This is a genomic window from Massilia sp. S19_KUP03_FR1 (genome assembly GCF_036688685.1).
Lineage (GTDB): Bacteria > Pseudomonadota > Gammaproteobacteria > Burkholderiales > Burkholderiaceae_D > JALYUM01.
This window is the reverse complement of record NZ_JAQQPS010000011.1, coordinates 134555-147231: the sequence shown is the minus strand read 5'-3', so window position 1 is coordinate 147231 and position 12677 is coordinate 134555. Positions and strand designations below refer to the sequence as shown.

Below are 12677 nucleotides of genomic sequence, written 5' to 3'. Positions count from 1 at the left end.
AAGAATGGCGAATTCTACCCCGCCAAACGCGGCGGCGGTGGCGCGATGTGACCCATAGCAACACAGCGACGCGCCCTCGCCCGCCGCCGTGTTATCGAAGGATCAAGCAGAAGCCGGCGCCGCTGGTGGCGCGGGCGTAATTTCCGGTATCACAGCAGTGACCAGGCCCTCCGCTTCGACGACCTCTTCCACGGCGGCTTGTCCGCTATCTTCGCCTTCGTCGTCCTCCTCTGGCGCGGCGGCTGCACCGTCCGCCGGCATCACCTCCAGCAGACGCGCTTCCAGCGTCAGGTCGAGCTCGTCCCAGCGGATGATGTCCAGTTTGACCTGGGCGCCGCGTGCCACCGGCGGCATGCCGGCCAGGCGCACGATCAAGGGAATCTCGACCAGGCGCAGCACTTCATCCTTGAGCACGACCGCGTCGGCCGTCTTGGCGTTTTCCTGGCCCAGCCAGCGCAGGCACCAGTAGCGTTCCATGGTTTGCTGGAAATCGTTGTATGCCGCATAAGCCGCATCGAAACCGGAAACGATGGAAAAAAGTGTTGCATCGCGGGGTTTGAAGGGCGCGACCAGTGGCGCAGTGACACCATGTTCGGCGCAGGCGAGGATTTGCCACTGGTTAACCAGGTCGGTGTAGCGGCGCAACGGCGACGTACTCCAGGCATATTGGTCCACGCCGAGGCCCTGGTGCGGCGCTGCATGCGTGACCATGCGCACCTGCATTTTTGCCGCCCAGCCGGCACCGCTGCCGGCGCCTTGCGAGCGATAAATGCCCGGCACGCCGCTGTCGTGCAGCAGCTTGCCCCAGGTGCTGTTCGCGAAAATCATCAGCTCGGCAACAATCTTGTCGAGCGGTGGGGGTGGGGCCCCACTACGCTGACGACGTCGTCATCGACATAAAAATTGAAGTCGACGCGGTTGTTCTGCTCGGGCTTCAGGCCGAACCCTTCGCGCTTGACCATGCGGCCCGCTTCCAGCTGCAGCGCCCATTGCCAGATGATGCCGAGCTCTTTCTTGTGCGGGTACTCGCCTTCTCCGCTGGCCAGGGTTTCTTCGTTGACCAGCGCATCGAGGTCGTTGTGGCGCAGATTGCTTTGAATGGGCACCAGTTCGGCGCGCGTGGTGGTGGAGATCACGCTCCAGTCGGCCGGGTTCAGCGTTGCGTAGAGCGACACCGCCGGGCAATTCTTGCCCTCCGCCAGGGTGAAGGCATTGACGACTTCATCCGGCAGCATGGTGATTTTGTCGCCCGGCATGTAGACGGTCGACATGCGTGCACGGGCGATCTTGTCGATGGCGTCGTCGGGCCGCACGGCCAGTCCCGGCGCGGCAATGTGGATGCCGACGCGCACATTGCCGTCATCGAGTTGCTCGACCGAGAAGGCATCGTCGATCTCGGTGGTGGTCACGTCATCGATGGAAAACGCGGCAACCTTGGCCAGTGGCAAATTGGTCGGCGCAGCCGGGACAGCCACCGGTGCGAAGCCGGCGCCTTTCGGGAAGTTATCAAACAGGAAGCGCGCCATGTGCAATGCTTTCGGCGAACTGAAACCGCCAGTGGCCAGCATCAGGCGCGGCGCCGTGGTCTGCAATTCGTCGGCGGCCGTTTCCAGCGCCTTGTATTCGATGGTGTTCTTGTCTGGTTTAAACAACAGTTGCTGCACCAGCGGCGCCAGCGCGTCCGGCAAGGTCCCGGCTTTCAAGGCATCGACGTAGCCTTGCTGGATGAGGCCCTGCTGCTTTTTCTTTTCAATGCCGGCCTGGGCCGCGCGCAAGGATTGTTCCGGCGCGGCCTTATAGCGCCCACGGCCTTTCTTGTAGAAATAGATGGGCGCGCTGTGCAGCGCCAGGATCAGGCCGGCCGCTTCGCTCGGCAAAGGCGTGTGGCCGAAGTATTCGGCGCCCAGCTCGGTGAAACCGAACTCTTCCTGTCCCGCCACTTCCCACAAAAATTCCAGGTCGATGTCCAGCGCGGTGCTTTTCGCGGACTCCAGCAATTCGGCCGGGGCCGGCTTCTCGTACTGCAACAGCACGTCCTTGACCTTGACCTTGGTGCGTTTGCCGCTTGGCATGTCGACCTGATAGGCCTCGCCGGCTTGCGACAGCACGGTGCCCACTTTGAAGTCGCCGGATTCTTCGAAAAATAAATTCATTGTGTTAGTTCGCGTTCGTGAAGGTTGCAGAGGCTGACAAGTTGCGTACCGCAGGCAAAAATACCTCGGTCACCAGCAGCCATCCCTGACGGCGCCGGTACAGGCAGCGCCGTGCATAATAAATAGCGTCGGCGCCGGCGTCACCTCCCAGCGCCGCGCGGGCGCGCTGCATCAGGGGGTGGCCGGCGCGGATGCGGGCAAATTCAAGTTGTCCGCGCGTGACCAGCGGATCGTAAAACAGGGTGCTGCCGAGCGATTTCTCGCCCAGCGCGGAAAACAGCGGCCAGTCGGCGGCGGTGCTGCCCGGCGACACCACCGTGTGCGCAAACACCACCGGCTTGCCGTCGCAGCGCAGCAACACTTCGCGCTCCCACACGCGCGCCGGCGCCGTCAAGCCGAGCGCTGCGGCCTCGTCGGCCAGGCACATGGCGCGCGCCTGGTGCAGGCGCTGCACCCGAAACGCCGCGCTGTGCGCCACCAGGCGCGCGGTCAGCGAGCCGGGCGACGCCAGCCACGCCTGCATGGCTGCGCTGGCGCCAGTGGCCTGGGCGCGCGCCAGCCAGCGCGCGCGGCGCAAGGACGCGCCCCTCACCTGCCGGCGTCCAAACCGCAGAACCCCAGCACGTCGTCGACATACACCTCGAAATTCGACACCGCATGGTCGCCGCCGGCAATCACGTGCTGGCGGCTACCGCCATAATGCGCCGTCATGTCGCGGTAATCGAGCACTTCGTCGCCCGTGGCGGCGATCAGGAAATAGCGGGATGGATCGGTAATGCGGGCAATTTTCAAATCTGCCAGCTCGCCGATGTATTCCTGCCGGAACTCGAACGGTTCCGTGGAATGCCACGCGGTGGTGATACCGACGGCGTTCGCCAGATTTTTCAGGGGATCGACCGAAGGATTGACCAGCACCGCGCGGCAACCGAGTTTCTCGGCAATAAAGGTGGCGTAAAACCCGCCCAGCGACGAGCCGATCACGGCCAGTTCGGCCGCCGGTATATCCTTGACCAGGGACAGGGCCAGCGCCATCGCAGCGCGCGGCGAGGCCGGCAATTGCGGGCAGATCAGGTCGGCTGCATGGCCGAGCACGGCCATGCGCTGCGTCACTACCCGCGCTTTGTATGATGCCGGCGACGAGCGAAAGCCGTGCAAGTACAAAATGGTCATTTTGCCAGCGCCGCCAACAGCTTCTGGTGCACGCCGCCGAAGCCGCCATTGCTCATCACCAGGATATGGTCACCCGGCTGCGCCGCTTGCACGATGGCGTTCACCATGTAGTCGATCTGATCAAAACTGTGCGCGATGGCGCCCATCGGTTTCAGGGCATCGGCCAGGCTCCAGCCCAGCACCTGCTGGCTGCCGAAGCCAAACACCAGGTCGGCATCCTTCAGGCTGCCTGGCAGCGCATCTTTCATGGCGCCCAGTTTCATGGTGTTCGAGCGCGGCTCCAGCACGGCCAGGATGCGGCCCTTGCTACCGAGCTTCTGGCGCAGGCCGGCGACGGTGGTGGCGATCGCGGTCGGGTGGTGCGCGAAATCGTCGTACACGGTGATGTCGTTGACCACGCCGCGCACTTCCATGCGCCGCTTGACGTTCTGGAAACGCGACAAGGATTCGGCCCCCTGCGCCACCGGCACGCCGACGTGGCGCGCAGCCGCCAGTGCGGCCAGCGCATTGGTGCGATTGTGCTTGCCGGTCAGTTCCCAGTTGACCGTCGCGACATGTTCGCCATTGAACACGACGTCGAAACGGCCGCCCGCATGCTCGACCATGGTCCAGGTGACACCGTCCAGCGTGCCAAAAGTTTCCTTTTCACTCCAGCAACCGCGTTTTAACACGCGCGCGAGCGAGGCTTCGTCGCCATTGACGATCAGGCGGCCGATGCCGGGCACGGTGCGCACCAGGTGGTGGAACTGGGTTTCGATGGCGCCGATGTCCGGAAAAATGTCGGCGTGGTCGTACTCCAGATTGTTCATGACCGCGGTTTTGGCGTGGTAATGGACGAATTTGCTGCGCTTGTCGAAAAACGCCGTGTCGTATTCGTCGGCTTCGATGACGAAAAAATCGGACGGCGTGGCACCCGACAGACGCGCCGAGATGCCGAAATTGACGGGCACGCCGCCAATCAAAAAGCCTGGCGCGTAGCCCGCGTCTTCCAGGATCCACGCCAGCATGGCCGATGTCGTGGTTTTACCGTGCGTGCCGGCCACGGCGAGGACCCATTTATCGCGCAGGATATGCTCGCCAATCCACTGCGGACCGGAGGTATACGGCAGGCTGCGGTTAAGGATTTCTTCGACCAGCGGATTGCCGCGCGCGACGACATTTCCGATTACATATAAATCAGGGTTCAGCTGTATCTGCTCGGGGCCAAAACCGGTGATCAATTCAATGCCCTGGGCTTCGAGCTGGGTGCTCATCGGCGGATAGACATTGGCGTCGCAGCCGGTGACGCGGTGGCCCGCTTCCTTGGCCAGAACAGCCAGGCCGCCCATGAACGTGCCGCAGATACCGAGAATATGAATATGCATGGAATGTAGAGTCGAAAGCGGAAAGACAAAATGTCGAATGTGCGATTCTACCCGACGCGCAGACGTTTTCCGTTCCAAGGTATGATCCCATTCATGCCACGTTCATCACCCATCCCTACTTTGCATCCAGATCACGCCGATTTGCCGCAACTGCGCGCGCGCATCGCCGTCATTGCCGCGCGCCTGGTAGCGCAGGACGGCGCCGATTACGCCACCGCCAAGGCCAAGGCCGCGCGCCAGGTATTGGGCGCCGACCGGGTTCCCCCCAACGTCTTGCCCGACAATACCCAGGTCGAAGCCGAAGTGCTGAAGTACCAGGAATTGTTCCAGGGCCCCGAACAGCGCGGGCGGCTGCTGCAGCTGCGCAGTGCCGCATTGCAGGTGATGGAGGCGCTGGCCGAATTCCGGCCCTATTTAACAGGTGCGGTCTTGTCCGGCAGCGCGGGCCAGCATGACGACATCGAATTGCAGCTGTTTGCCGACAGCGCCAAGGATGTCGAAATCTTCCTGCTCAGCCGCGACGTCACCATCGATATCTCGACCACCCCGCATTTCAAGGGCGCCCGTTTCGATCCGGTGGAAACCGTCAGCTTTTTATGGATGAAAGAAGGCGTGCACGCCGAACTGTATGACCTGAACGATTTACGGGGCGCATTAAAAGCGCGTCCGGATGGCCGCCCGGCCCGCATCGATGCGGCCGCATTGCGCGCGCTTTTACAAACTGATCAAACTTTGGAACAAGACGAATGAATAACAAGAAGCTGCTGGGCTATGTCATGGTGGGAATCGGATTTGCCGGACTCGGCGCAATGGTGGCTTGCCAGAAGCAAGTCGAGCCGGCGCCGGCGCCCGCACCGCCCGTGATGCCGGCGCCAGTCGCCGTTGCCGTGCCGGCCGACCCGGCTACCGCGCTGCTGACCCAGTCGCTGAACGACGCCGGCGGCAAGCCGCAACAGCTGGCCCAGTTCAAGGGCAAGCCGGTGCTGGTCAATTTTTGGGCGCCCTGGTGCGGGCCATGCGTCAAAGAGATGCCCGAACTGTCCAGTTTATCCACCGAGCTGAAAGCAAAAAACATCAATGTGATCGGCATCGGTATCGATACGCCCACGAATATCCTGGAATTCACCAGCAAATATAAAATCGCCTATCCGATTTATGTCGGCGGCATGGGCGCAACCGACCTGGCCCGTGCGTTCGGCAATGCCAACGGCAGCCTGCCCTATACGGTGCTGATCGGCGCCGATGGCAAAGTGGTCAAGACCTATCTCGGCATCCTCAAGTTCGACGAACTGCGCAAGGACCTCGTGGCACTGTAATAATTTCTTACAAGAAATATATGGTCGAATATCTCTTGCCAAATGGGAGATGTTGACGGCAGAATGCCAAACTTTCGCGAGAACAGACTCTTCAATATGGTGAAAAAGCTCCTGCTCCTCAATGGTCCCAATCTGAATTTGCTGGGTACCCGAGAGCCTGCGGTGTACGGCGCCACGACCCTGGCCGACATCGAGAGCGCCGCAACAGCCCAGGCTGATGCGGCGGGCGGCACGCTGTCTTGTTTTCAGAGTAACCATGAGGGCGTGTTGATCGACCGCATCCATGCTGCCCGTGCCGAAGGGGTCGAGTTTATCGTCATCAACCCGGGCGGCCTGACCCATACCAGCGTGGCGCTGCGCGACGCACTGGCAGGTGTCGCGATTCCCTTCGTGGAAGTGCACATTTCCAATGTTCACCAGCGCGAGTCGTTCCGCCACCATTCTTATCTCTCAGGCATTGCCCAGGGGGTCATTTGCGGCCTCGGTGCTGACGGATACAGGCTGGCCATCGACTTCGCGCTTAAAACGCGTTAATCTAAGACAACTTCACGCATTGCGTGCGATCCGCAGGCATTCTGCGCCTTTCACTTACAACTAATAATTCCAAGGGGTTTTACATGGATTTACGAAAACTCAAGACTTTGATCGACCTCGTCGCTGAGTCGGACATCGCTGAACTCGAAGTCACCGAGGGCGAAAGCAAAGTCCGCATCGTCAAATCGTCCGCCATGCCGCAAGGCCAGATGATGATGATGCCACAATCCATGCAGCAATATGCCGCACCCGGCCACGCGCCTGCCCCAGCCGCCCCGGTCATCGATATCCCGGCTGAGCCAACTGGCCACGTGGTGAAGTCGCCGATGGTCGGCACCTTCTACCGTTCGTCGTCGCCAGGCTCGCCGGCGTTCATCGAAGTCGGTTCCAGCGTCAAGGAAGGCGATACCTTGTGCATCATCGAAGCGATGAAACTGCTCAATGAAATCGACTCGGACGTTTCCGGCGTGGTAAGCAAGATCTTGGTGGAAAACGGCCAGCCGGTCGAATTCGGCCAGCCGTTGTTCATCATCGGTTAATCAGTCAACATAGACCTGCGCGGCCTGCCCCGGCCGCGGCAAGTCCGGCCTCGTTAGCATGCTGTTCCCGGTTCGCGCCGGCTTTCACCACATACCCATACCATGTTTGAAAAAATCCTTATCGCCAATCGTGGTGAAATCGCGCTGCGTATCCAGCGTGCTTGCCGCGAAATGGGCATCAAAACCGTGGTCGTGCACTCCGAAGCCGACAAAGACGCCAAATACGTGAAACTGGCCGACGAATCGGTGTGCATCGGCCCGGCATCCTCGACCCTCAGTTACCTGAACATGCCGGCCATTATCAGTGCGGCTGAAGTGACCGACGCCGAAGCGATCCACCCGGGTTATGGCTTCTTGTCGGAGAACGCCGATTTTGCCGAACGCGTGGAAAAATCCGGCTTTGTCTTCATCGGTCCGCGCTCCGACTCGATTCGCCTGATGGGCGATAAAGTCTCGGCCAAGCAGGCCATGATCAAGGCCGGCGTGCCGTGCGTACCCGGTTCCGAAGGCGCCCTGACGGATGACCCGAAAGAGATCATCACCACCGCGCGCAAGGTTGGCTATCCGGTCATCATCAAGGCGGCCGGCGGCGGCGGCGGGCGCGGCATGCGCGTGGTGCACACCGAAGCGGCCTTGTTGAATGCGGTCGCGATGACCAAGACCGAAGCCGGTACCGCCTTTGGCAATCCGGAAGTGTATATGGAGAAGTACCTGGAAAATCCGCGCCACGTGGAAATCCAGATCCTCGCCGACGAGCATAAAAATGCCGTCTGGCTGGGCGAGCGCGACTGCTCAATGCAGCGGCGCCACCAGAAAGTCATCGAAGAAGCGCCAGCGCCGGGCATTCCGCGCAAACTCATCGAGAAAATCGGCGACCGTTGTGCCGAAGCATGCCGCAAGATCGGTTACCGCGGCGCCGGCACCTTTGAATTCCTGTACGAAAACGGCGAGTTCTATTTCATCGAAATGAATACGCGCGTACAGGTCGAGCACCCGGTCACCGAAATGATCACCGGGATCGACATCGTGCAGGAACAGATCCGCATCGCCTGCGGCGAGAAACTGCGTTTCAAGCAGCGCGACATCATGTTGTCGGGCCACGCCGTCGAATGCCGCATCAATGCCGAAGACCCGTATAAATTCACGCCGTCGCCAGGACGCATCACCGGCTGGCATACGCCGGGCGGTCCCGGCATCCGCGTCGATTCGCATGCCTACGCCGGTTATTATGTGCCGCCGCATTACGATTCGATGATCGGCAAAGTGATCGCTTACGGCGCCACGCGCGAACAGGCGATCCGCCGCATGCAAATTGCTTTGTCGGAGATGGTGGTCGAGGGTATCCTGACGAATATTCCGCTGCACCGTGACCTGATGGTCGACGCCCGCTTTATCGAGGGCGGCACCAACATCCATTATCTGGAACAGAAACTGGCCAAGGATGCGGCATTGGGCATCACCGGTAAATCTTCCGACAAGGCAGACGCATGAGCTGGACTGAAGTTGTCATTGAAATTGCACGCGAACACGCGGAAAGCCTGTCCGACGCGTTGATGGAGTCGGGCGCGCTGTCCGTGTCGGTGGAAGACGCCGATGAAGGCACCGACGCCGAGGTGCCCCTGTTTGGCGAGCCCGGCATGGAACCGAAGGAAGCGGCGTGGGAACACAGCCGCGTGGTGGCGCTGACCGACGTCGATGCCGACCAGGCCGCGATCGTCGCCGAAGCTGCCGCGTCCATCCGCCTGCCCGCCCCCGCCTTTACAACCCGTTTTGTGGGCGACGAGGACTGGGTGCGCCTGACCCAATCGCAGTTCGCGCCTATCCACATCGGCAAGAACATCTGGGTCGTGCCGAGCTGGCACGAAGCGCCGGACCCTGACGCGCTGATCCTGGAACTCGATCCGGGCCTGGCATTCGGCACCGGCAGCCATCCGACCACGCGCTTGTGCATGGAGTGGCTGGAAGCCCATCCGATGCCAGGTAAAACCGTGCTCGATTATGGTTGCGGTTCCGGCATCCTGGCCATGGTCGCCAGGAAGATGGGCGCAGGCGACGTGGCCGGCGTTGACATCGATCCGCAGGCGATCGAATCGGCGCGCGACAATGCCGCGCGCAATCACTGCGAAATCGACTTTTATTTGCCGGACAACTTTGCCGTGTCCGAAAAAGCGCAGCATGCAACCGGCAAGTTTGACACCGTCGTCGCCAACATCCTGTCGAGCCCATTGAAGTTGATGGCGCCGATGCTGTCCGGCCGCGTGGCGCCAGGCGGCTACCTGATCCTGTCCGGTGTGCTCGCACGCCAGGCCGAAGAAGTCGCTGCCGCGTACGCACCGTTCATCAAACTGGGCGTGTGGGCCGAGCAGGACGGCTGGGTTGCGCTGCATGGCCAGTTGGGCCAGGACGTGCCAGCCGCGCGTACTGCCTGATCCCATGGCGCTCGCCACCCGTTGCCCCCACTGTCACACCACCTTCAGGGTCGCTGCTGACCAGTTGAAGCTACGGGGTGGCATTGTGCGCTGCGGGACCTGCCAGCAGGTTTTCGATGGCAATGCAGCGCTGATGGACATGGACGCTGCCGGCGCGGTGGCGCCGATCGCACCGGTGGCGCCCGAACCGGCCCCGCCGGTCGCCGCTTACCCTGACTTCCTCGAACCGGCGCCGGAATTCGACGTCCTGCCGCAACACCTGCCTCCCCTCGAATACGGCAACGGTCCGCGCGCCGGGTATACGGCACGCGCCGTCTCGGCGTCCGGCAGGCTGGCGCCGACGCCGCCCGCGGCCCTGCCCAAGCTCGACCTGGATGTTGCGCCACCGGCACCCAAACCAGTCGCCGTGCCAGCACCAGAGCCGGTGCCTGAGCCAGTACCAGTACCAGTACCAGAACCTGAACCAGTACCTGAGCCAGAGCCAGAACCAGTACCTGAGCCAGAACCAGAGCCGATACCGGAACCCGAGCCAATGCCGGAACCGGTTATCGTCGCGCCGGTCGCCGCGCCAGTGCCAGAACCGGAGCCAGAGCCGGACGACAGCTCCGACCCGGCCGGTGAACGCTATGCCGCCCTGCCCGAACAGAATTCGCTGCTGCGCATGCCCTCGTCCGCGCCGCGCGAGTCGGCCGGCATCCCGTATTCGCCCGATGCCACGATCCAGGCGCGCAATCGCACCAAAAAGAGCAAGTCACGCGCACTGACCGTGCCTGCGTCGCTGCCAAAACTGAAACCGAAGCCGGTCCCGGTTGAAAACGACGAGCCAGCCTTCGTCAAGCAGGGCCGCGCCAGGGAAGCAGGCGGCCGTCTGCGCACGCGCCTGATGGCCGGCGGCTGCGCGCTGCTGGCCGTGGCGCTCGCTGCCCAGCTGTTCGTCTCAAGCCGCGACGTGATCGCGGCCAGCTATCCCTCGCTGCGCCCGCTGGCGGTCAGCCTGTGCGCCGCCTTCGGCTGCGAAGTGAACCTGCCGACCCAGATCGACACGCTGTCGATCGAAACGGGCGAGTTGCAAACACTGGGCAACGGCGCCTTTACCTACACCACGCTGCTGCGCAACCAGGGCATGCTGGTGCAGGCCTGGCCCAGCCTGGAATTGACACTGCATGATGCCAACGACAAGCCGCTGGTGCGGCGCGTCTTCGCGCCGCATGAATATCTCGGCAACGGCACCAGCGTCGCCGCCGGCTTTACCGCGCACACCGAACAAACCGCCAAGCTGTCGTTTCAACTCGGCGAGCTGAAACCGTCCGGCTACCATATCGCCATCTTCTATCCTTAAGGCTGTACCCCGATGACCAATACCACCCTGATCTGCGGATCGCTCGCGTTCGACAAAATCATGCAGTACCACGGCCGCTTTGCCGACACCCTGATGGCCGACCAGCTGCACCGCGTGAACGTCTCGTTCCTGGTGCCGACGCTGCGCACCGAATACGGCGGTTGCGCCGCCAACATCGCCTACAACCTGAACATGCTGGGCGGCGACCCCTTGATCATGGCCACGCTCGGCCAGGACGGCGGCGAGTACCTCGAGCGCTTCGCCCGCTTCGGCATCTCGACGCGCGCCATCCGCACCATCGAACATGCCTACACGGCCCAGTGCTTCGTCACCGCCGACGACGACAACAACCAGATCAACGCCTTCCACCCGGGCGCGATGCAGTTCTCGCACGAGAACAATGCCGCCGACATGGGTGCGCTGCGCGTGGCGATCATTGCCCCGGATGGCCGGGACGGCATGATCAAGCACGCCGCCGACCTGGCTGCGCTGGGTGTGCCGGTGATGTTCGACCCGGGCCAGCAGCTGCCGATGTTCAATGGCGAAGAGCTGCGCACCTTCATCGGTCAGGCCACCTACCTGGCCGCCAACGATTACGAATTCGAGATGGTGATGGAGCGCACTGGCTGGACTCAGGACGAGATCGCGGGCCGCCTGGAGGCGCTGATCATCACGCGCGGCGACAAGGGTTCGGAAATCTACGCCAAAGGCGAGCGCCACGACATTCCGTGCGTGCAGGCCGACGCCGTGGTCGATCCGACCGGCTGCGGTGACGCCTACCGCGCTGGCCTGCTGTTCGGGATCGTCAATGGCTTCGACTGGCCGACCACCGGCCGCCTGGCCAGCCTGATGGGCGCAATGAAAATTGCGCATCAGGGCGGCCAGAACCACGTAGCGACCAAAGAGCAGATCGCGCAACGTTTCGAAACGGCGTTCGGCTACAGGTTCTGAGGCAACAGCAAGCGTTCCACCGCTTCCGGCGCCAGGCTCCTGGCGTCGACTTCCAGCAGTTTGCGTTTATTCGTGTGGCCATGCGTGATGACCACACTGCTGCGTGAGACCTTCAGTGCGCCGGCGATGTATTTGACCAGCGCCTCGTTGGCCTTGCCCTCGATGGGTTGCGCCTGCAGCTTGATTTTAAGGGCATCGTCGAACACCCCCAGCACCTCGGTGCGTTTGGCGTTCGGCGCGATCTGGACCGCGATGCGCACCCCGCCCCCGGCCAGCGCTGAACACCACGGCTTGCTCAAGGTGCGACAAACACCCGGCTGAGCACCAGCTGGGCGATCTGCAGCAGCACCAGCACCACCAGCACCGATAAATCCAGCCCACCCAGTGGCGGTATCACCTTGCGCACGGGACGCAGCAGCGGCTCGTTAAGCGCATGCACGAAGGGCGCAAGCGGCGCGTTCGGATTGATCCAGCTGAAGATGGCCTCGATGATCAACAGCGCCATGAAGCCGTAAATGATCCAGTTCAGGAAACGCAGCAGCGCGTGCAGCAGCACCATCTGGACGTCGTAGCCGACCACGAATAGCAGCGAACTGGCAAGCAGCACGATCAGGAACGCGCCCACCAGGCTGGCCCAGTCATAGCCGCCAAGGCCAGGCATGATGCGGCGCAGCGGTTTTACCAGCCAGTCGGTCAGCGTGAACGTGAACTGCGCGACGGCGCCGGGCGGACGCACCCGCACCGCCTGCATCCAGAAACGCAGCAGCAGCACGCCGCCGATCACCGTCGCAGCGGTGTCGATGATGTACTGGAGAATGGTCAAAAAAAGCACGGCAACTCCTCAAAAAAAAACCGCTGTGTGAAAGTCACACAGCGGTATTC

The 12677-nt window shown here is 62.2% G+C and carries 13 protein-coding genes and 2 pseudogenes; 9 read left to right on the top strand and 6 right to left on the bottom strand.

Features of this window, described 5'->3' with window-relative positions:
- Window positions 1-102: 102 nt before the first annotated feature.
- The 4 genes and pseudogenes from V6M87_RS14115 to mpl all read right to left on the bottom strand — a co-directional run bounded on the left by V6M87_RS14115 (window position 103) and on the right by mpl (window position 4687).
- Window positions 103-2153, bottom strand: a pseudogene (locus V6M87_RS14115) (ribonuclease catalytic domain-containing protein).
- Between the two features lie 4 nt (window positions 2154-2157).
- Window positions 2158-2745: a chorismate--pyruvate lyase family protein gene (locus V6M87_RS14110; protein WP_332877273.1), complete on the bottom strand. Its 588-nt coding sequence runs from the start codon at window positions 2743-2745 to the stop codon at window positions 2158-2160.
- Window positions 2742-3323 carry a YqiA/YcfP family alpha/beta fold hydrolase gene (locus tag V6M87_RS14105; RefSeq protein ID WP_332877272.1) on the bottom strand — a complete coding sequence of 194 codons (582 nt, stop codon included), beginning with the start codon at window positions 3321-3323 and terminating at the stop codon, window positions 2742-2744. Before V6M87_RS14105 ends, V6M87_RS14110 begins: the two co-directional genes overlap by 4 nt.
- A complete protein-coding gene (gene mpl, locus V6M87_RS14100) occupies window positions 3320-4687 on the bottom strand; it encodes a UDP-N-acetylmuramate:L-alanyl-gamma-D-glutamyl-meso-diaminopimelate ligase (protein WP_332877271.1) in 1368 nt (455 codons plus the stop codon). The genes V6M87_RS14105 and mpl overlap by 4 nt, the downstream gene beginning before the upstream one ends.
- A gap of 93 nt (window positions 4688-4780) precedes the next feature.
- Between mpl and V6M87_RS14095 the strand changes: the two genes are divergently transcribed.
- The 9 genes and pseudogenes from V6M87_RS14095 (at window position 4781) to V6M87_RS14055 (ending at window position 11795) form a co-directional block, all read left to right on the top strand.
- Window positions 4781-5437 (top strand): hypothetical protein, encoded by a 657-nt coding sequence (locus V6M87_RS14095; protein WP_332877270.1) that lies wholly within the window; start codon window positions 4781-4783, stop codon window positions 5435-5437.
- Window positions 5434-6003 (top strand): TlpA family protein disulfide reductase, encoded by a 570-nt coding sequence (locus V6M87_RS14090; RefSeq protein WP_332877269.1) that lies wholly within the window; start codon window positions 5434-5436, stop codon window positions 6001-6003. The genes V6M87_RS14095 and V6M87_RS14090 overlap by 4 nt, the downstream gene beginning before the upstream one ends.
- A 96-nt stretch (window positions 6004-6099) precedes the next feature.
- On the top strand, window positions 6100-6537 hold the full coding sequence (gene aroQ, locus V6M87_RS14085; RefSeq protein WP_332877339.1) for a type II 3-dehydroquinate dehydratase: 438 nt from the start codon (window positions 6100-6102) through the stop codon (window positions 6535-6537).
- A gap of 83 nt (window positions 6538-6620) precedes the next feature.
- On the top strand, window positions 6621-7076 hold the full coding sequence (gene accB, locus V6M87_RS14080) for an acetyl-CoA carboxylase biotin carboxyl carrier protein (protein WP_332877268.1): 456 nt from the start codon (window positions 6621-6623) through the stop codon (window positions 7074-7076).
- A 102-nt stretch (window positions 7077-7178) separates the two neighbouring features.
- A complete protein-coding gene (gene accC, locus V6M87_RS14075) occupies window positions 7179-8567 on the top strand; it encodes an acetyl-CoA carboxylase biotin carboxylase subunit (protein ID WP_332877267.1) in 1389 nt (462 codons plus the stop codon).
- Window positions 8564-9505, top strand: a complete 942-nt coding sequence (gene prmA, locus V6M87_RS14070) for a 50S ribosomal protein L11 methyltransferase (RefSeq protein WP_332877266.1) — start codon at window positions 8564-8566, stop codon at window positions 9503-9505. The genes accC and prmA overlap by 4 nt, the downstream gene beginning before the upstream one ends.
- Window positions 9462-9575, top strand: a pseudogene (locus tag V6M87_RS14065) (MJ0042-type zinc finger domain-containing protein); the annotation flags it as partial. The gene prmA and the pseudogene V6M87_RS14065, both read left to right, overlap by 44 nt.
- Window positions 9576-9638: 63 nt before the next feature.
- A complete protein-coding gene (locus tag V6M87_RS14060; RefSeq protein WP_332877338.1) occupies window positions 9639-10844 on the top strand; it encodes a DUF3426 domain-containing protein in 1206 nt (401 codons plus the stop codon).
- 12 nt (window positions 10845-10856) lie between these two features.
- Complete coding sequence (locus tag V6M87_RS14055; protein ID WP_332877265.1) at window positions 10857-11795, top strand: carbohydrate kinase family protein; 939 nt, start codon at window positions 10857-10859, stop codon at window positions 11793-11795.
- On the opposite strand, the gene V6M87_RS14050 is transcribed toward V6M87_RS14055, so the two are convergent.
- Together V6M87_RS14050 and V6M87_RS14045 are read right to left on the bottom strand one after the other, a co-directional pair.
- The gene (locus V6M87_RS14050) at window positions 11783-12094 is read right to left on the bottom strand and encodes a DUF167 domain-containing protein (RefSeq protein ID WP_332877264.1); all 312 of its coding nucleotides are present in this window, start codon (window positions 12092-12094) and stop codon (window positions 11783-11785) included. The two genes, V6M87_RS14055 and V6M87_RS14050, sit on opposite strands and share 13 nt — an antisense overlap.
- A complete protein-coding gene (locus tag V6M87_RS14045; RefSeq protein WP_332877263.1) occupies window positions 12091-12627 on the bottom strand; it encodes a YggT family protein in 537 nt (178 codons plus the stop codon). The genes V6M87_RS14050 and V6M87_RS14045 overlap by 4 nt, the downstream gene beginning before the upstream one ends.
- Window positions 12628-12677 lie beyond the last annotated feature (50 nt).